General features: G+C 50.3%; 19 protein-coding genes. 9 read left to right on the forward strand and 10 right to left on the reverse strand.

The window, feature by feature from the left end; all coding sequences use genetic code 11:
* Positions 1–20: 20 nt before the first annotated feature.
* The 10 genes from murA to WMO29_RS06855 form a co-directional block, all read right to left on the reverse strand.
* Positions 21–1,262, reverse strand: a complete 1,242-nt coding sequence (gene murA, locus WMO29_RS06810; RefSeq protein WP_349164292.1) for a UDP-N-acetylglucosamine 1-carboxyvinyltransferase — start codon at positions 1,260–1,262, stop codon at positions 21–23.
* A 28-nt stretch (positions 1,263–1,290) separates the two neighbouring features.
* Positions 1,291–2,421 carry an FtsW/RodA/SpoVE family cell cycle protein gene (locus WMO29_RS06815; protein WP_349164293.1) on the reverse strand — a complete coding sequence of 377 codons (1,131 nt, stop codon included), beginning with the start codon at positions 2,419–2,421 and terminating at the stop codon, positions 1,291–1,293.
* Between the two features lie 51 nt (positions 2,422–2,472).
* Positions 2,473–3,831 (reverse strand): UDP-N-acetylmuramoyl-L-alanine--D-glutamate ligase, encoded by a 1,359-nt coding sequence (gene murD / locus WMO29_RS06820; protein WP_178038610.1) that lies wholly within the window; start codon positions 3,829–3,831, stop codon positions 2,473–2,475.
* Positions 3,832–3,845: 14 nt separating this feature from the next.
* On the reverse strand, positions 3,846–4,805 hold the full coding sequence (mraY, locus tag WMO29_RS06825) for a phospho-N-acetylmuramoyl-pentapeptide-transferase (RefSeq protein WP_178038678.1): 960 nt from the start codon (positions 4,803–4,805) through the stop codon (positions 3,846–3,848).
* 35 nt (positions 4,806–4,840) lie between these two features.
* A complete protein-coding gene (locus WMO29_RS06830; RefSeq protein ID WP_349164294.1) occupies positions 4,841–6,619 on the reverse strand; it encodes a peptidoglycan D,D-transpeptidase FtsI family protein in 1,779 nt (592 codons plus the stop codon).
* 48 nt (positions 6,620–6,667) lie between these two features.
* Complete coding sequence (locus WMO29_RS06835) at positions 6,668–8,833, reverse strand: peptidoglycan D,D-transpeptidase FtsI family protein (RefSeq protein WP_349164295.1); 2,166 nt, start codon at positions 8,831–8,833, stop codon at positions 6,668–6,670.
* Between the two features lie 5 nt (positions 8,834–8,838).
* Complete coding sequence (locus WMO29_RS06840) at positions 8,839–9,378, reverse strand: hypothetical protein (RefSeq protein ID WP_349164296.1); 540 nt, start codon at positions 9,376–9,378, stop codon at positions 8,839–8,841.
* 2 nt (positions 9,379–9,380) lie between these two features.
* Complete coding sequence (rsmH, locus tag WMO29_RS06845; RefSeq protein ID WP_349164297.1) at positions 9,381–10,331, reverse strand: 16S rRNA (cytosine(1402)-N(4))-methyltransferase RsmH; 951 nt, start codon at positions 10,329–10,331, stop codon at positions 9,381–9,383.
* Between the two features lie 17 nt (positions 10,332–10,348).
* Entirely contained in the window at positions 10,349–10,786 is a 438-nt protein-coding gene (gene mraZ / locus WMO29_RS06850; RefSeq protein ID WP_178038606.1) for a division/cell wall cluster transcriptional repressor MraZ, read from the reverse strand.
* 261 nt (positions 10,787–11,047) lie between these two features.
* Positions 11,048–11,662 carry a DedA family protein gene (locus WMO29_RS06855; protein WP_435391115.1) on the reverse strand — a complete coding sequence of 205 codons (615 nt, stop codon included), beginning with the start codon at positions 11,660–11,662 and terminating at the stop codon, positions 11,048–11,050.
* Positions 11,663–12,330: 668 nt separating this feature from the next.
* Between WMO29_RS06855 and WMO29_RS06860 the strand changes: the two genes are divergently transcribed.
* The 9 genes from WMO29_RS06860 (at position 12,331) to WMO29_RS06900 (ending at position 17,296) form a co-directional block, all read left to right on the forward strand.
* Entirely contained in the window at positions 12,331–13,242 is a 912-nt protein-coding gene (locus WMO29_RS06860; protein ID WP_006859258.1) for a DUF6017 domain-containing protein, read from the forward strand.
* A gap of 18 nt (positions 13,243–13,260) precedes the next feature.
* Positions 13,261–13,479, forward strand: coding sequence for a DUF5348 domain-containing protein (locus tag WMO29_RS06865; RefSeq protein WP_006859259.1), 219 nt, complete (start codon positions 13,261–13,263; stop codon positions 13,477–13,479).
* Positions 13,480–13,561: 82 nt separating this feature from the next.
* Positions 13,562–14,038: a PcfB family protein gene (locus WMO29_RS06870; protein WP_006859260.1), complete on the forward strand. Its 477-nt coding sequence runs from the start codon at positions 13,562–13,564 to the stop codon at positions 14,036–14,038.
* Entirely contained in the window at positions 14,035–15,822 is a 1,788-nt protein-coding gene (locus tag WMO29_RS06875; RefSeq protein ID WP_119225564.1) for a VirD4-like conjugal transfer protein, CD1115 family, read from the forward strand. Before WMO29_RS06870 ends, WMO29_RS06875 begins: the two co-directional genes overlap by 4 nt.
* Positions 15,815–16,003: a hypothetical protein gene (locus WMO29_RS06880; RefSeq protein ID WP_006859262.1), complete on the forward strand. Its 189-nt coding sequence runs from the start codon at positions 15,815–15,817 to the stop codon at positions 16,001–16,003. Before WMO29_RS06875 ends, WMO29_RS06880 begins: the two co-directional genes overlap by 8 nt.
* Positions 16,000–16,161: a hypothetical protein gene (locus tag WMO29_RS06885; RefSeq protein WP_006859263.1), complete on the forward strand. Its 162-nt coding sequence runs from the start codon at positions 16,000–16,002 to the stop codon at positions 16,159–16,161. Before WMO29_RS06880 ends, WMO29_RS06885 begins: the two co-directional genes overlap by 4 nt.
* 200 nt (positions 16,162–16,361) lie before the next feature.
* A complete protein-coding gene (locus tag WMO29_RS06890; RefSeq protein WP_117536630.1) occupies positions 16,362–16,520 on the forward strand; it encodes a Maff2 family mobile element protein in 159 nt (52 codons plus the stop codon).
* Positions 16,521–16,674: 154 nt separating this feature from the next.
* Positions 16,675–16,947: a helix-turn-helix domain-containing protein gene (locus tag WMO29_RS06895; RefSeq protein WP_002592127.1), complete on the forward strand. Its 273-nt coding sequence runs from the start codon at positions 16,675–16,677 to the stop codon at positions 16,945–16,947.
* Positions 16,907–17,296, forward strand: a complete 390-nt coding sequence (locus WMO29_RS06900; protein ID WP_117534454.1) for a TnpV protein — start codon at positions 16,907–16,909, stop codon at positions 17,294–17,296. Before WMO29_RS06895 ends, WMO29_RS06900 begins: the two co-directional genes overlap by 41 nt.
* Positions 17,297–17,300: the final 4 nt, after the last annotated feature.

Raw genomic sequence — 17,300 nt, forward strand, 5'->3', positions numbered from 1 at the left:
CTGATCTGTTTTCGTTTTGTCTAGTGTATCACAACTCCGAGTGCTTGCAAATCCCTGATTATATTTTCATAGCCCCTGGCAATAAAAGGATACTGTAAAATGCGGCTTTTCCCTTGAGCCGCAGCCGCCGCGATGCAAAGGGCCGCCCCGCCCCGAAGCTCCCGGGCAGTAAGTGCCGCGCCCTGCAGGCTTCTGCCGCGCACCAGGGCTTCTTCCCCTGTTACTGTAATATCCGCGCCCATTTTTCGAAGCTCTTCCACGATTTTATAACGGGCCTCAAAAACCCGCTCGCAAATCCTGCTCTCTCCGGGCAGAGCTGCCAGGACCGCCATGAGGGGTGACTGCAAATCTGTCGGAAAACCCGGATAAGGCGCGGTGGAAATGGCAAGGTGACAGGGTTTTACTTCCCGCCTGGTAAGGCTCACACCGTCCTTCCCTGTTTTGCTTTCCACCCCAAGCTCTGACAGCACCGGCCAGAGACTGTCAAGCTGCTCCACGGGAGCTTCCCTGAGTCGAATCCTGCCGCCTGTGGCAGCCAGTAAAAGCATATAGGTGCCCGCCACTATCCGATCGGGCATTACGGTAAATTCCGTATCATAAAGCTGTTGTCCGCCCTCTATCACGATGCGTCCGCTCCCCTCGCCCCGGATACGCGCTCCCATACTTCTTAAGAACCTGCAGAGCTCGCAGATCTCCGGTTCCCGGGCCGCGCCGTGCAGAATGGTCTCGCCCTCAGCCTTTACAGCCAGCAAAATCACATTTTCCGTGGCGCCCACACTTGGAAAGGGCAGATGAATTTCTGCACCGTGCGGACTCCTGCAGACTGCATAAATTCCATTTTCTTCCAGTTTTATTTTCGCGCCCATCTGTGTAAGCGCCGCCAGATGAATATCCACGGGCCTGGCCCCGATGACGCAGCCACCCGGATAGGGAAGCCGCACCTCCCCCAGCCTTCCAAGAAGACTTCCCAGCAGCATGATCGATGATCGCATTTTCTCCGCATAGGCCTCCTCCGCCTGAAGCGGCATGAGCGCCGAAGCATCCACGACCAGCGCTCCACGCTCCTGCCGCACCTGACAGTCACAGCCCCTCAGAAGCTCCAGCATGGCCGTCACATCCGTGATATCCGGACAGTTTTTCAGCACTGTCACGCCGGAATGAAGCAGAGCCCCGGAAAGAATGGGAAGGGCTGCGTTTTTCGATCCCTGTATACGCGCTTCGCCCCGTAAAGGGTAACCGCCCTCGATGTCCAGATAATCCATATGTCTTCTCCCCGTCTCTGCTATACCTTTAGCATATGCCGCTCTCCCCGTGGGGGTGATTACGGGACACATTTAAAGCCATCCCCATTTCCGACAGGAGAAATAAGACTGAGGTACCGCCATAGCTGACGAAGGGCAGGGTGATCCCTGTATTGGGGATTGTATTGGTTACCACCGCGATATTCAAAATCACCTGAATCAGGATGTGGCCCAGAATTCCGGTTACAATGAGACAGCCAAATAAATCCTGCACATGCACCGCGATGCTGTATAACCGCCAGACCAGCAGCACAAAAAGCAGCATCAAAAGTACCGCCCCCATCAGTCCAAACTCCTCGCATACAATCGAAAAAATCATATCATTCTGAGCCTCCGGCACAAAGCCCAGCTTCTGAAGGCTGCCTCCGAAGCCCACGCCGAAGAGGCCGCCGGAACCAATGGCGTAGAGCCCCTGCATGGTCTGATAGCCCTTCTCATAAGCCTCAGGATGCCGCCAGATGGCCAGACGCTCCAGGCGGTAGGATTCCAGACTTAAGAACACTGCCAGAAAACCGGCGCCGCCTGCGCCGATCAGAACAAATCTCAGATAACCGGGGCTGGCCACAAAAATCAGAATCACCGCAATTCCCATGATAATGATGGCAGTACTCAAATTATTGGTGCCCACCAGGCCCACCAGCGGCAGGGCCAGAAGCATAACCCCCAGCATCTGCCGCAAAGTCACAATACGCTGCAGACGGCTGCTGATCACCCGGGCTAATAGCAGGATAACCGCCACCTTGGCGAATTCCGAAGGCTGAAAGGACACCGGACCGATTGCCAGCCAGCGCCTGGAACCGTTATACTCGTCGCCAAAGATCAGCACTGCCACCTGAAGAAGCAGGGAAATCAGGTATCCCAGGCCTGCCAGTTTTCCCCATTTGTGATAATCAATGCAAGATACCGCATACATGGCCGCCAGTCCCAGAGCTGTGGCCAGAAGCTGCTTTTTCAGATAATAGGCCGGGTCGGCGAACTTCACCTGCCCATTCCAGGAGCTGGTGCTGTAAAGCACAACAAGTCCGAATCCCGCCAGAAGCAACACAGTCAGCACAAGGCCGTAATCAGGAGCTGTGCTCCCGTGCTTCTTCTCTTTTCCGGCGGAATCCGGACCTGTCATAAAACCTCCGTCCCGGGGCCTAAACCCACTGCTTTATTTTTCTTCCCTTTTTTATTCAGGAAGCGCGCGGACGTAATCTTTAAACATTCTTCCTCTCTGCTCGTAATTATCGAACATGCCCCAGCTTGCGCAGGCCGGAGACAGCAGAACCGCGTCGCCACTCTCTGCCTTGCCGGCGCAGACCTGCACTGCTTCTTCCAGGCTCTCGGTAAATACGATATGGGTAAAGCCATGCTTCTTCGCAGTCTCCGCAATCTGATTCGCGGTCTGACCCAGCAGCACCAGCCATTTCACCTTGTCGCCAAAGCACGCGATCCAGTCGTCAAAGGTGACGTGCTTGTCGTAGCCGCCGCCGATAACAATGGTAGGACGATTCATGGCCTGCACTGCCTTGATGGAAGCATCGGTATTCGTTCCCTTGGAATCATTGTAATAAGCAACCCCCTTTTTCTCCGCCACAAACTCAATGCGGTGCTCCACAGCCGTGAAATGAATAACCGTTTCACGGATATACGGGAAGGGCACGCCCATGGCTGCCGCGATGGCCACCGCTGCCATAACGTTCTCATAATTATGGGTTCCGAGAAGTTTCAGTTCTGACACATCACAGATCTTTGTCCGGACGGACTCATCTGCATAGACGATGGCTGTTCCATCCATATATACGCCCTGATCCAGTATATGCTCCCGGCTGAAATACAGAACCGAGGCCTTGCAGCTCCCGCCGAAGCGTCTGGTCTCCTCATCATCGTAATTCAGGACGCAGGTATCATCCCTGGTCTGATTTTCCGCAATCTTCTCCTTGGTTTCGATATAGCACTGCATGGTATGATGGCGGTTCAGATGATCCGGCGTGATATTCAGGATAGCGCTGACCTTTGGGTGGAAGTTCTCGATGGTCTCCAGCTGGAAGCTGCTGATCTCCGCAGCGATCACGCTATTGTCGGTCATCTTCAGCGCCTCCTGGGTGTAGGCGGTTCCGATATTACCCACCACGAAGACCTCCGGGTAATAGCTCTTGAAAATCTCTCCCACCAGGGTTGTTGTTGTAGTTTTTCCGTTTGTTCCGGTAATGGCCGCAATTTTGCCCTTGCCAAAATGGTAAGCCAGCTCCACCTCACCCCAGATGGCTGCGCCGTTCGTACGCAGCTCCTCCACCAACGGCAGATCCACCGGCACACCCGGGCTTAACACGACCAGCTCAGTCTCTTTCTTTAAATTCTCCGGGAATTCGCCCAGCACAACCTTGCACTTGCTGCCCTCGGGCAGTCTTTTCCGTACTTCCGCTTCCGTCAGTTTCTCATTGCTGTCATAGAGGGTCGGCACCGCGCCCGCCGCCTCCAGAAGCTTTACCGCGCCGACGCCGCTGACACCGCTGCCAATCACTACTATCTTTTTATCCGTAATCATTTCCCATATCCTCCTTAAAGCGCCAGTAAGCCAACCAGGCACAGCAGTGCCGTCACGATGGAAAATACCGCCACGACACGGGTCTCAGACCAGCCGCCCAGCTCGAAATGATGATGAATCGGCGCCATCCGGAAGATACGTTTTCCACCGCTCATCTTAAAATAAGTTACCTGAATCATAACCGACAGAATCTCCACCCAGTAAATCAGCGCCACAATCAGAATGAAAATCGGCATATCCATCATGTAAGCCGTGGCCGCCACAAAGCCGCCCAAAGCCAAAGATCCGGTATCGCCCATAAAGACGCTGGCCGGAAATACATTAAAGAGCAGGAATCCCATCAGGCTTCCCACCACTGCGCAGGTAATCGGATGCAGACCGCTTCCGGTTCCCACTGCAACCACTGTAAAAAATACGGCAATCAGTACGGTGACACTGGAAGCCAGGCCGTCCAGGCCGTCGGTAAAGTTGGCGCCGTTGACCGTTCCGATGATAGCCAGAAAGGCCACCGGAATAGCCAGCCAGCCCAGATGCAGATAGTGTCCCGGCCAGAACGGAATCAGCATAGCCATGTCGCCGCCGGTCAGGTTATAATAGTAAAAAATGAATACGCCGGTCACCAGGAACTGGCCGAACATCTTCTGTCCGGGCGTCAGGCCCTCGGAGCGGTGCAGAATAATCTTGATATAATCATCCAGAAATCCGATAATGCCAAAACCCACGGTCACAAAAAGCACCGGGATAATCTTTGGGAAATCCTTTGCGTAAATCAGGGATGTTACAATAATGGCAATCAGAATCATGACGCCACCCATGGTCGGCGTACCCGTCTTCTTCAGATGGCTCTTGGGTCCCTCCTCACGCTCTGTCTGGCCAAATTTCATCTTGCGAAGCAGTGGAATCACAACGGGTCCCAGAGCCGCGCTGATAGCAAATGATATCAGAACCGGAAATATCAGTGTTTTCAAATCCATAACCAATCTACCTCTCATACTTATTTCTCTTATGGCTAATCTGCATTATAAGCCTTTTCTTCCGTTTTTTCAATGCCAAGATAGGGAAGAATATTTTCAAAAATATCCCGGACGACCGGAGCGGCGATGGTGCCGCCGTAATAGACCCCCTGGGGATTGTGAATCACGCACATGGCCAAAACCTGCGGATTGTCCGCCGGAGCAAAACCGATGAACGAGGAAATGTAGCGTCCGGTGCCTCTGGGGAGCGTCTGGGATGTGGCCGTCTTGCCGCCGATACGGTAACCCTCAATGTACGCCTTCTTTCCGCCGCCCTCGGACACCACCTTTTCCAGCAAAAAGCGCATGGTTTCTGAGGTTTCAGCGCGCACCACCCGTTTTCCTTTGGGCCAGGACAGCTTCTTCAGCACCTTTCCATCCTGATTTTCAATGGCAATCCCGAAATGAGGCGTAATCCGAAGCCCGCCATTTATGATGGAACTGACCGTAGCTGCCATCTGCATGGGCGTAATCTGGAAGGACTGCCCAAAGGACATGGTCGCCAGCTCGACTAACCCAATATTTTCCAGTTTGTGCATGATAATATTGGCCTCTCCGGGCACATCAATTCCTGTCTTTTCCATCAGGCCAAATTGCCGGAAATACCCGTAGAAATCCTCTGCGCCCACCCGTTGACCGATATCGATAAAGACCGGGTTGCAGGAATTTTCGATGGCCTGTACAAAGGTCTCGCTCCCGTGTCCCCTCACCTTATGGCAGCGGATCCGCCGATCCTCCACGATGCGGAAGCCCGGACAGTTGAAGGTATCGTTTAAATTCACCACGCCTTTTTCCAATGCGGCTGCCGCCGTCACCACCTTAAAAACAGACCCCGGCTCGTAGGTATCATTGATGCTCTGGTTCCGCCACATCTGATTGCGCAGATCCTGCTTCTGCTCCCCGGCAAGCGCTGCTGCGTCCTGTCCGGTGTCCGCAAGATACGCCGTCAGGTCATAGGGATTGTTCAAATCAAACTCCGGCACATTTACATTGGCGTAGATCTCGCCATTCTGGGGGTTCATGACCAGAATCGATACATAGGCGGCCTGTTTTTCTTCCCGGACCTTCTTTGCCGCCTGCTCCGTGTAGAGCTGGATATTATAGTCCAGACTGACCCTCAGATCTGCCCCCGGCACCGGTTCCACCCGCTCCTCGCCCGCGTCGGCCAGTTCGATACCCCGGGCGTCTGTCAGCGTCAGAATTGTACCGTTCTGCCCCTGCAGATAGGAATCATACCGGACCTCCAGTCCGATGATGCCCTGATTATCGCCGCCGGTGAAGCCAAGCACCTTGGACGCCAGGGAACCGTAAGGATAAGAGCGCTTATAATCCTCGTCAATTTTCACACCGGCCAGTTCCAGGGCACGGATGCGGTCGCCGGTTTCTTTGTCCACATTGGCCTTGATCCGCTCGATGGAGCTGTATTTCTCCACCCGTCCGCGTACCTGCTCATCCGGCAAATTCAGTTCATGTGAAAGCGCCGTAATTACCGCCTCCGGGTCGGTCAGCTGGCTATGTACCACCGACACGGTACACACGGTACGGTTGGAAGCCAATACCGTACCATTCCGGTCGAGAATCCTTCCCCGGGCTGCCTTGATGCTCCGCTCCCGCTGGTGCAGATCCTCCGCCAGTTCCTGATAATAGTCCGCCTCATAAACCATTAACCGCACCAGCCTCGCCACCAGACCCACCAGCATCAGCACACACACGCAGAACACCAGCGTCAGCTTCTTCCGGTTATATGTTCTGCTTTTCGTTTCCTTTTCTTTCATAAAAACCCCATAATCGGTTTGTTACAACCTATTATGGGGTTTCTGATTTTATTCTGTCTCTGCAGGGTTGCTTCCGTCCTCAGGAAGAATCGGGCTTTCATAGTCATCCAACGGACCACTGTCGCCTTCTGCCTCTACCTCTTCTTCCGTAGGCATCTTCACAGTCTCGCCGGTATTCGGATCCACCAGTGTACCTTCTTCAATCGGAGTTTCCTCTTCCGTCGCCTCTTCTTCTGCTTCCTGCTCTGCCCGGGCTGCTTCCTCAGCCGCCACTTCCTCCTTCATGTCTTCCGGAATCTCTGCGTTTCTCGGAATATTCAGATATGGCATAGCCTCTTTCATAATATTTTTGAATATCTCCTGGGCAAAAGCGCTGCTTGCCTGAGTCGTCGGGCTGTCCGCGTTGGGCTCGTCCACCACCACATAGCAGACCACCTGGGGATTATCCGCCGGCGCAAAGCCGATGAATGACACCAGATATTTTCTGGCGGAACGGGGAACCTTCTGAGCCGTTCCGGTCTTACCGCCCATAGTATAACCTGCTACGCGGCCCTTTTTACCTGTGGGGTTATTGCCGTTGGCGTCCGCAGTTCCGTACATGGTGTGATACAGATACTGCCGGATCATGGAAGACGTCTTATTGGAAATGGTCTGGCGCACCAGCACCGGATTGACAGTCTCCACTGTGCCGCCCTCCGCGTTCAGAATCTTCTTCACCACGTGGGGCTGGTAATAATAACCGCCATTGATAACGGAAGAAAAGGCCGAAGCCACCTGAATCATAGACGTATTGAAGCCCTGACCGAAAGAGCTGGTCGCCAGCTCCACCGGACCCATGGTGTCCTTCGTAAATACCGTCGACGCGTTATTGGTCTCGCCGGGCAGATCGATGTTGGTCTTCAGACCGAAGTTAAAGATCTGCTGGTACTTCAGAAAGTTATCATAACCAATCATGGCGCCCATCTGCATCAGGGCGTCATTGCAGGAAAACATCAGGGAGCCTTCCAGGGAAATGATACCGTGGCCGGTCTTCTTCGCGCATTTAATCTTGGGTTGGCCCTGTACGATAACCTGTCCGCCGTCGCAGAGGAAGGTGGTGGAATCATTGACCAGGCCCAGCTCCAGAGCCGCTGCCACCGTCATGGGTTTTACGGTTGATCCGGGTTCGTATCCGTCGCTGATGCAGAAGTTTCGCCACATCTGGTTCTTGGCGTCCAGCTGTTCTTCCTCGGACATGGCATCCACCTGCTCCTGGGTCAGGTAGCCATTGCCCACCAGATCCTGGGGATTATTCAGATCGAAATCCACATCACCCGCCATGGCCAGAATCTCGCCGGTCTGGGGATTCATCATCAGCACGCCAATATTCTTCGCCGCCGGTCCTTCCACGCTTTTATTCGTATAATCTTCGATAAATTTGTCGATGTATTTCTCTGCAATGCCTTGCAGGGTTGCGTCAATCGTAGACACCACTGTATTGCCATCTACGGCCTTCTTTACCGAGGTAGACTGCTCCAGCTCCTCGTTCAGGTACTTGTAGCTGCGGCCATTGATGCCGTTCAGGGTATCACTGTATTCTTCTTCGATACCGGTCTGCCCCTGATTTCCCGTAACGGTATATCCAATCACATGGCAGGCCAGAGAATTGTACGGATAACGACGGATATAAGAGTCCTCAAACCAGACGCCTTTGATTTTATTTTCGGTTTCTTTGTCCTCCTGCGCTGCCTTAAAATCAGCAATTTCGTCTTTACTCAGCTGTTTTCTTAAGATAACATAGCTGCTGTCTTTCTTTTCGCTTAAGGTGGTCCGAAGTTCTGACTCATCCAGTTCAAAATACTGCACCAGCGCCTTGATGGTCGGTTCCACGCAGTCCTTCTCCGCATCCTCCTTGTCCTGGTTCTGCCACAGTACCTTCGGATCCAGAATCAGATTGTAAACCTTTTCACTGGTAGCCAGAATTGTGCCGTTGCGATCCAGAATATCGCCTCTTCTGTATGGCAGCGTAGTACTGTTGGTATCCTGCTGCGCCAGTACTTTTTTCGTATACTTATCTCCGCTGGTTTTATTGATATAAGCCAGTCTTACGCTCACTCCCAGCAGAGCAAGCACAATGAGCGCGAATACCAGCGCCAGCTTACGCTTCATTCGGTTGGTAAGCAGCGCCTGCATCCGCGCTCTCGGTTTTCTTTTTTTCTCTGTACGATCGTTCAAATTACTCACCTGCTAATCGTGCCAAGCGCTCCCTTGAGACTCTTATCGTCCTCCGGGATCTCGGCATACTGCTTTACGTAATCGCTCCCCTCATCGTCGTAAAGTACTACCTGATCCTCATTTGCGTATACCATGCCAAGCTCATTCATGGCAATGTCCCGGATTTTCTCCAGATCCACAGAAGTCGTCACCCGGTTATATTCATCGTCATTCTCATCCTTCAGCGTGGAAAGCTGCGTCTCCAGCGCCGTGATGTTCTTTGCCCGGGCGGTGTTGTCCGCCTGCAGCTTCAGATATCCCACACAGACCCACATGGCCACGCCCAGCGCTACTGCCAGAAACATGCCATATCCCAGGCCCATGCGTTCCTTCGCCTTTACTCTGCGGACCGTATGCACGGAAAACCGGTCTTCCTGCCTGCGTCGTCTCTCCGGCTGCTCGCCGGCCCGAAGCTTGCGGATCGCCGCTCCATCCACATAGGTGGTTCTGCGTTCTGTTTTTCCCTCTGTTCTGTTATTCGTATAAATGCTTCTGATCTCTGCCATTTTTACGCTTCCTGACTCCCAATCCGTTCAAAGACGCGAAGCTTCGCGCTCTTGGATCGCTTATTATATTCCAATTCCTCCGCACTGGGAGCAATCGGCTTTCTAATCGGTGACCTGCCCTTCGGTTTTTTACCACACACACACACAGGAAAGTTAGAAGGGCAGGTACAGGGATTTTCATTGGTTTTAAATATGGTTTTTACTATCCGGTCTTCCAGGGAATGGAAGGTTATCACACAGATTCTGCCGCCCGGATTCAACAGATCAATCATATCGTCCAGTGAGTTCTTCAGTACCTCCAGCTCCTGATTCAGCTCAATGCGAATGGCCTGGAAGGTACGTTTGGCCGGATGTCCGCCTACGGCCCGTATCTTCGCCGGAATCGCCGCCCGGATAATCTCCGTCAGTTCTCCGGTGGTCTCGATGGGCTTCTTCTCTCTGGCCAACGCAATATGCTTCGCGATATTGGCTGCGAACTTTTCCTCGCCGTAATCCCGGATGACCCGGTACAGCTCATGCTCTGTATAGCCATTTACAATATCCCGGGCCGTCTTCGTCTGACGCTGATCCATACGCATGTCCAGCGGGGCGTCCACCCGGTAGGTAAACCCCCGGTCTGCCGCGTCCAGCTGATAGGAAGAAACCCCCAGATCCAGCACGATGCCGTCCACATGGTCAATGCCAAGATTCTGAAGCTCCCGGCGCATATTGCAGTAATTGCTTCGGACGATAGTTACCCGGTCGCCGAATTCCTTCAGTCTCTCTCCCGCTGCCGCAATGGCGTCCGCATCCTGGTCGATTCCGATAAGCCTTCCTTTATCCGAAAGCTGCTTACAAATCTCATAAGAATGTCCGCCGCCGCCCAGCGTACCGTCTACGTATATTCCATCCGGACGGATATGCAGTTGTTCAATCGTCTCATGCAGTAAGACGGATACATGTGAAAATTCCATGTCTGTCCCCTTTATTGTTAGATATCCAGACCAAGCTCTGTCAGCTGACCTGCAATCTCGTCCATGTCAATCTCTTCGTAATTGTTGTTCTCGTTCCACTTCTCCTCACTCCAGATCTCGATACGGTTCAGGAGTCCGGCCAGTACAACGTCTTTTTCAATTCCCGCGAACTTCCGTAAGGTTGCCGGAATCAGTACTCTTCCCTGCTTGTCAAACTCACAGGAAGTGGCGCCCGCAGTCAGAAAACGTACAAAAGAACGCGCATTCTTATTGGTCATAGGGAGCTGCTTCAGCTTTTCTTCGTAGTTTTCCCATTCTTTCATGGGAAATACGAATAGGCAGCCATCCAATCCTCTTGTCACAATGCACTCGTCACCGAGCTTTTCCCGAAACTTAGAAGGAATGATCAGCCTGCCCTTGGTGTCTACCGTATGGTTATATTCGCCCCGGAACATAGCGTCACCCCACTTTCATCGGTTTCTGGTTCTTATCTACCACTTAAATGCACTTTCAAACCACTTTCCACCACTATTCACCACTTATGGATTAATAATATCTTAAATTTTCATAAAAAGCAAGTCCTTTTTCTGTGTATTTTGCACAAACGCAAACAACAATATCTTGTTTTTTGCATTTTCATGCATACAAGATATTGTTGTTTTATTGATATAACTTGTGTCATTTCCACTTCTTTTTACAAAATGCTTCAGAATTTCTTAATTTTTTCTTCTTATATAAAAACCAAGCACTCCACTCAGGGCGCTGATTCCCAGTATAATCAGCATCACATGGGAATATTCCCCCACAAGCCAGGCAATATAACTCCAGGATTCACCCATGAACGCCCCAAGGGATACTAAAAGGATGTTCCAGATCAGAGTTCCGGCTGCGGTATAGAGGAGAAATAATGGGAATTCCATGCGGCTCATGCCAGCCGGAACTGAAATCAGACTGCGCACTACCGGAACGCAGCGACAGAAAAAGACCGTTATGTGCCCTTTACTCCGAAACCAGTCGTCTGCCTTTGCGATATCTTCTCCCTTCAGGCGTAGAAGCTTTCCCACTTTTCCATCCACCAGACGGGTCAGCCGCTCCCGATTTAAAAGATATCCTGCTCCGTAGAGCACCACAGCCCCAGCCAGGGAACCAAGCGTCGCGAAGCATACAACTCCCGGCACGCTTAAGGCTGTATGAATTGTCAAAAATCCGCCAAAAGGCAGAATCACCTCTGAGGGAATGGGCGGGAATACATTTTCCAGGAAAATCAGAAAAAAGAGCCCGGGATACCCGTACTGCTCCATCACAGACAGAATCAGGCTTTTCAAAATCACGCCTCCTGCGGCTTTCGCTCCTTTTTCTATCCTATGCGGCTATTTTTTCGTTTATCCCGGTTATTCCCGACTATTTTGGCCGAATCTTTCCCATCTGAGAATTTACATTTCCCGCCGAGTATGCTATAGTATACTGTAAATGTTTTGAAATCATATGGTTTTAAGGAGGATATAGATCACATGAAATTAGGTATCGTTGTAAATTAGCCTTTTTTCATAAATCTATATACATCAATAAAAGTCCGTAAAACCGCATGGTTACAAAGTTTTTTGAAATTGTAAATTCATAAAACTTCATACAAAATCATATACTTTCATGCCATTTGGGTGTAGAAATGGGTGTAAAAAGATAGTCGAAAACCAGAGTCCAACGCATTTTATGTATTGATAAATGGGCATACAGATTTCTACGGATAGAACCATATAGCATGATAGAACAGAAGTTAAAATATTATAATGTACCGCACAGGCGGCGTTACCTTATCCCAACAGGGAAACAAGGAACGCCGCTATTTTTTTACCCTCATGTTACGCAGTAGGGGCAAAAAGAGCTTTGCTACATAAGGCTTTGCGGGTGCGGTTTTCACACAGTAAGGGATTGATACCTAAACCCTCAAAATTGCTGTTCTACTGCGTAACAAATATGAAGCAAAGGAGTTGATGAAGCTATGGCAGTTTTCCGCGTGGAGAGAAACACAGGATATACGGTTATGAGTAACCACCATTTACGCAATAAGGAGCTTTCCCTAAAAGCAAAAGGGCTGTTATCACAAATGCTGTCCTTGCCGGAGGATTGGGACTATACCCTTGCAGGACTGTCCTATATCAACCGGGAAAGTATCGACGCTATCCGCACCGCTGTATGGGAGCTTGAAAAAGCCGGATATATCACAAGACGGCAGGGACGCGACGAGAAAGGTAAAATGACCGCTATCGAGTACACCATTTACGAACAGCCACAGCCCCCGGCATTGGATTGTCCGGTATTGGAAAATCCAACAGCGGATAACCCGATATTGGAAAATCCGACACCGGATAACCCGACGTCGGAAAATCCAATGCAATTAAATAAAGATATACAAAAGACTAACTTATCAAAAAAAGAAAAATCAAATACGGATTTATCAAATAACCATTCCATTCCTATCCTTTCCCCTAACCCCTCTCCTTTGAGGGAGGAAACGGCAGAGCCGGAACGGAAAGGAACGGAAGCGGCAGACGCATACAGTGTGTATGAGGAAATCATCAAGGACAATATCGAGTATGAGCATTTTATCAAGCATACCGACATTGACAGGGAACGCTTGGACGAGATTGTGTCCCTTATCCTTGAAACGGTCTGCACCAAACGAAAGACAATCCGTATCGCCGGGGACGATTATCCGGCAGAGCTTGTCAAAGCAAAGTTTATGAAACTCAACAGCAGCCACATTGAATTTGTCTTTGACTGCATGAAAGAGAACACCACGAAAATCCGCAACATCAAGCAATATCTGAAAGCGGTACTTTTCAACGCACCCAACACCATTGACAGCTATTACACCGCCCTTGTCAACCACGATATGTACGGCGGCTATTAAAAACAGGAGGATTTTAATATGGCACAGAAAACAGGAGCTTTGATTTTTGATGAAACGGCAGACCGTTACGACATTCGCTTTGACCTTAACGACTACTACGGAGGATTGCATTGTGGGGATTGCTTTGAAGTATTTGTACGCGGCAAATGGAAGCCGACCCGCATGGAGTACGGGGACAACTGGTATCTTGTGGGTGTGAGGGCTTCGGATTTGAATGGGCTGCGGGTGCGTATCTAAAGGCGGCATGAAAAATGTACGCCTTATTTTTATGCCCCGAAGCGGCATACCACCCTAATAAAACCACGAAAGGAGGGATTTCATGCAAGATGAAGTCAACGAAAAAGTCGTATCTTTAGCAATCAAAACATCTAAGCTGACCGCCGAAGTGCTGCAAAAGGCTATGAAAGCCCTGCTTGCCAAAGGCAAAGGGCAGATAACCAAAGCCCCGCATGGGAAAATCACTATGCGGCAGCTTATGAAGCCGGGAGAAAAGGTTTCCAACATTGAGATTACCGACCAGAATATCAAAGCCTTTGACCCTATCGCAAGGAAAAACGGGCTTGATTACAACGTCAAGAAGATTGAGAACGGCAAGCCGCCGACCTATCTTGTGTCTTTTCGGGGCAAGGATATTGACGTTATGACCGAAGCGTTTCGGGAATTTACCGCAAAGAAATTAGGCAGGGATAAAAAGCCCTCTATCCGCAAGCTGCTTTCCACTCTAAAAGACAAGGCGGCAGCTCTGAACGCACAGAGGGACAAAGTGAAGAAAAAGGACAGGGAGGTATCGCTATGAAGCCGGAACTTAAAAAGCTGCTTATCCTAAATGCCCCCTATCTGCTCTTTGTCTATCTCTTTGACAAAATCGGACAGGCGGTGCGGCTCTCTCCGGGAACTGACCTTTCCGGCAAGGTGCTTTCCCTTGCAGACGGCTTTTCTGCTGCCTTTACAAACCCGCTTCCGAGCCTTGCCCCTATGGATTTGCTTATCGGTATTGTGGGGGCTGTCCTTATCCGGCTTATGGTGTACTTCAAAGGTAAGAACGCGAAGAAATACCGAAAAGGTATCGAATACGGTTCTGCCCGTTGGGGCAACGCCGAAGATATAAAGCCCTACACCGACCCGGTATTTCAGAATAACGTGCTGCTGACGCAGACGGAACGGCTTACCATGAACAGCCGCCCGAAGCAGCCGAAGTATGCAAGGAATAAAAATATCCTTGTTATAGGGGGAAGCGGCAGCGGCAAGACGAGATTTTTTGTGAAGCCCAACTTAATGCAGATGCACTCAAGCTACGTTGTAACCGACCCGAAAGGTACGGTTTTAGTCGAGTGTGGGAAGCTCTTACAGCGCGGCGGGTATCGGATAAAGGTGCTGAACGCGATAAATTTTAAGAAATCCATGCGTTACAATCCATTTGCCTATATCCGCAGCGAAAAAGACATTTTGAAACTGGTAAATACCTTGATTGCCAACACCAAAGGGGACGGGGAAAAAGCCGGGGAGGATTTTTGGGTAAAATCGGAACGGCTCTTTTACTGCGCCCTTATCGGCTACATTTGGTACGAAGCCCCGGAGGAAGAAAAGAACTTCACGACGCTGCTTGAAATGATAAATGCCAGTGAAGCCCGCGAGGACGACCCGGAATTTCAGTCCCCCGTTGACCTCATGTTTGAACGGTTGGAGGAAAAAGACCCGGAACACTTTGCCGTCCGGCAGTATAAGAAATTCCTGCTGTCTGCGGGAAAGACACGAAGCTCTATCCTCATTTCCTGCGGTGCGCGGCTTGCTCCTTTTGACATTAAGGAACTGCGCGACCTTATGGAAACCGACGAAATGGAGCTTGACACCATAGGCGACCGCAAGACCGCCCTGTTTGTTATCATCAGCGACACCGACGATACTTTTAACTTTGTCGTGAGTATTCTTTACACGCAGCTTTTCAATCTCCTTTGCGACAAGGCAGATGATGAATACGGCGGCAGGCTGCCCGTCCATGTGCGCTGTCTGTTAGACGAGTTTGCAAATATCGGGCAGATACCGAAGTTTGAAAAGCTCATAGCCACCATACGAAGCCGGGAAATCTCCGCGTCGATTATCTTACAGTCGCAAAGCCAGTTAAAGGCAATCTATAAGGACAACGCCGATACCATAGTCGGCAACTGCGACACCACCCTTTTCTTGGGCGGCAAGGAGAAAACCACCCTCAAAGAAATGTCGGAAATCTTGGGGAAAGAAACCATTGACAGCTTCAACACTTCCGAGAACCGGGGGCGCGAGGTATCGCATGGGCTGAACTATCAGAAGTTAGGTAAGCAGCTTATGACGGAAGATGAAATAGCGGTCATGGACGGCGGGAAATGTATTTTACAGCTACGAGGGGTGCGCCCGTTTTTCTCTGACAAGTACGACATTACAAAGCACCCCAACTATAAATATCTTTCCGACTATGACAAGAACAATACTTTTGATATGGAAAAGCATTTAAGGCGCAGACCCGCCCTTGTAAAGTCGGACGAAATATTTGACTACTACGAAATCAGCGAAAGCGATTTGCAGGAGGACACCGACCATGAATAAACGTATCAGAAAGAAAAAGCAGAAACAGCAGGAACAGATTGAACAGGCGATTGCCGGGCTTTTAGAAGTAGTTGAGGAAGCACAGCGGAAACACTGGCAGCTATGGGTGGAGAAAAGCACAAAGCAGTTTGTTGCGGCGGTTATGCGCCACTATGAGCAAAGGGAGGAATACAGCGTATGAATAAACGTATCAAGAAAAAAGTCGCAATCCGAAAATGCCAAAAGAGCTTAGAAAAAATGAAGCAGATTTTTCATGGCGCAGACGAAGAATTTTTACAGGGCATGGAAAATATGTACGCACGCCGGATAGCAACTATCCGAAAAGGAGGGCTGAAATAATCACAGCACAAAACAAAGGCTGCATGATACGCGCCCCTTGCGTATCAAAGCCGCAGCACATATTTTTTTACAACTGAATACCGCCGCGCGGCAGACACTTACGCAGCGCGGGGACTTATGACCGCGGCAGTTTGAAAACTGACCGCCGTTTTTTATACCCTTTTACGGGGCAAGCCGCATTTGCGGCAGAAAGGAGTTTTATGGAATTTTTCAACAGCGCAATCGGCGTATTACAGACTTTGGTTATCGCTCTTGGAGCAGGACTTGGCATTTGGGGCGTTATCAATCTCTTAGAGGGATATGGAAACGACAATCCGGGCGCAAAATCACAGGGCATTAAGCAGTTCATGGCTAATTAAAGGGAACAAAAAGAAAGGAAAAACCAATCCAGACGGTATCAGCGGCAGGCTACAAGAATAAATTGTGATTTCACAAGATTGGTGTTATAATAAGAGAAAAGTTCCTGCCGGGGCAACCGCCCCGGTGGTATGGATAGAAAGGCAGGAAAATAATATGCACATCAGCTATAAACCACTCTGGCACACACTGTTAGAGCGTGATATGAGAAAAGAAGATTTAAGGCTTGCCGCTGGTATGACAACGAATATGATTGCCAACATGAGCAAAGAGGGAAAGCACATCAGCATGGACACATTAGCCCGTATCTGCGAAACGCTGAATTGTGAGATTACCGATGTAATTGAGTTAGTACCAGACGAGCCTGCTTCCACAGGAGGTAAGGAACATGAGCGAATTGAAACCAAGAATAACAGAAAACGGAATTGATTATATCCTTGTTGGAGATTACTACATCCCAGACTTGAAGCTGCCGGAAGAACACCGCCCCATCGGAAAGTACGGACGGATGCACCGGGAATATTTAAGAGAAGTCCACCCAGCCAGATTGAACACATTGACCTTGACCGGGGAGTTATGGACATACCTTGCAGACCTGAACGAACAGGCACAGGAACGGTTAGACACCATCATGGAGCAGATGAAAGCCACCGAGGGCGTGACCGAGGAATTGAAGCGTACCCGTCAAATGGAATGGGTGCAGCGTTGCAATAACATTCACAACCGAGCAGAAGAAATTGTTTTGCATGATATAATTTATTCATACGGGAGTAATTAAATCG

The sequence above is a fragment of the Laedolimicola intestinihominis genome (genome assembly GCF_040096155.1).
Classification (GTDB): domain Bacteria; phylum Bacillota; class Clostridia; order Lachnospirales; family Lachnospiraceae; genus Laedolimicola; species Laedolimicola intestinihominis.

Bases quoted from the DNA above. Each gene is read 5' to 3' on its own strand.
- murA (WP_349164292.1), bottom strand. From the start codon at position 1,262: ATGGATTATCTGGACATCGAGGGCGGTTACCCTTTACGGGGCGAAGCG.
- WMO29_RS06815 (WP_349164293.1), bottom strand. From the start codon at position 2,421: ATGACAGGTCCGGATTCCGCCGGAAAAGAGAAGAAGCACGGGAGCACA.
- murD (WP_178038610.1), bottom strand. From the start codon at position 3,831: ATGATTACGGATAAAAAGATAGTAGTGATTGGCAGCGGTGTCAGCGGC.
- mraY (WP_178038678.1), bottom strand. From the start codon at position 4,805: ATGGATTTGAAAACACTGATATTTCCGGTTCTGATATCATTTGCTATC.
- WMO29_RS06830 (WP_349164294.1), bottom strand. From the start codon at position 6,619: ATGAAAGAAAAGGAAACGAAAAGCAGAACATATAACCGGAAGAAGCTG.
- WMO29_RS06840 (WP_349164296.1), bottom strand. From the start codon at position 9,378: ATGGCAGAGATCAGAAGCATTTATACGAATAACAGAACAGAGGGAAAA.
- rsmH (WP_349164297.1), bottom strand. From the start codon at position 10,331: ATGGAATTTTCACATGTATCCGTCTTACTGCATGAGACGATTGAACAA.
- mraZ (WP_178038606.1), bottom strand. From the start codon at position 10,786: ATGTTCCGGGGCGAATATAACCATACGGTAGACACCAAGGGCAGGCTG.
- WMO29_RS06860 (WP_006859258.1), top strand. From the start codon at position 12,331: ATGGCAGTTTTCCGCGTGGAGAGAAACACAGGATATACGGTTATGAGT.
- WMO29_RS06865 (WP_006859259.1), top strand. From the start codon at position 13,261: ATGGCACAGAAAACAGGAGCTTTGATTTTTGATGAAACGGCAGACCGT.
- WMO29_RS06870 (WP_006859260.1), top strand. From the start codon at position 13,562: ATGCAAGATGAAGTCAACGAAAAAGTCGTATCTTTAGCAATCAAAACA.
- WMO29_RS06875 (WP_119225564.1), top strand. From the start codon at position 14,035: ATGAAGCCGGAACTTAAAAAGCTGCTTATCCTAAATGCCCCCTATCTG.
- WMO29_RS06880 (WP_006859262.1), top strand. From the start codon at position 15,815: ATGAATAAACGTATCAGAAAGAAAAAGCAGAAACAGCAGGAACAGATT.
- WMO29_RS06885 (WP_006859263.1), top strand. From the start codon at position 16,000: ATGAATAAACGTATCAAGAAAAAAGTCGCAATCCGAAAATGCCAAAAG.
- WMO29_RS06890 (WP_117536630.1), top strand. From the start codon at position 16,362: ATGGAATTTTTCAACAGCGCAATCGGCGTATTACAGACTTTGGTTATC.
- WMO29_RS06895 (WP_002592127.1), top strand. From the start codon at position 16,675: ATGCACATCAGCTATAAACCACTCTGGCACACACTGTTAGAGCGTGAT.
- WMO29_RS06900 (WP_117534454.1), top strand. From the start codon at position 16,907: ATGAGCGAATTGAAACCAAGAATAACAGAAAACGGAATTGATTATATC.